This is a genomic window from Streptomyces sp. LS1784, from assembly GCF_020103755.1.
Lineage (GTDB): Bacteria > Actinomycetota > Actinomycetes > Streptomycetales > Streptomycetaceae > Kitasatospora.
Window position 1 is genome coordinate 1 of the sequence record NZ_JAHSQD010001250.1, and the last position, 645, is coordinate 645.

Consider the following 645-nt stretch of genomic DNA (forward strand, 5'->3'; position numbering starts at 1 on the left):
GGGGGAACGGCTCGCGGCCAGGGCGGCCCGGCCGACCGCGCGGGCGGTCACGGCACGGTCGCCGACCCGGGCCGCTGCCACCTCGTCGGCCCAGCGCTCCAGGTGGTACCCGAGGGGCGCTCGCAGCGGGCGGAGTGCCGGGTGGACGCCGGCGGCGTGCTCGGCGAGGGAGAGAAAGAGGTGGTGGCGGGCGGTCAGGTGGGCCCGTTCGTGCGCGAGCAGGGCGGAGCGTTCGGGAGCGGTGAGGGCACGCAGCATGCCGGAGGTGACCACGATCCGGCCGGGTTCGCCCGGCCTGCCGGGGAGGCCCAGGCGCCCGGGCAGGGCGAAGGCGTCGGCGCACTCGTCGTCGAGGACGGTGAGCGGGTGGTCGGCGGGCCGGAGCAGCGCGGTGGGCCGGAGCAGGGCGGTCAGCCACGCCGGGGTGCGTGACCGGCGCACGGAGGCGCCTGGGGGGCGCATGTCCGAATGCCGGGCAGAGGAGGGGGCGCGGTCCGGCCGGTGGGTGCCGGGTCGGTCCGTACGGTGACCGTCGGCATGGTCCGCGGGGTGGCCGTCGAACGGCTCCGTACGGAGCTCGCCGCAGGGCGCCGCGCGGTGCTCGTGGGCCGGGAGCGCGGCCCGGGCGGTGCGCAGCTCCCGCAG

1 protein-coding gene is annotated in these 645 nt (G+C 79.1%); it reads right to left on the minus strand.

Features of this window, described 5'->3' with window-relative positions; genetic code table 11:
- Window positions 1-441: M48 family metalloprotease (locus tag KS423_RS46815; protein ID WP_224285697.1), on the minus strand; the 441-nt coding region annotated here is incomplete at its 3' end.
- Window positions 442-645: the final 204 nt, after the last annotated feature.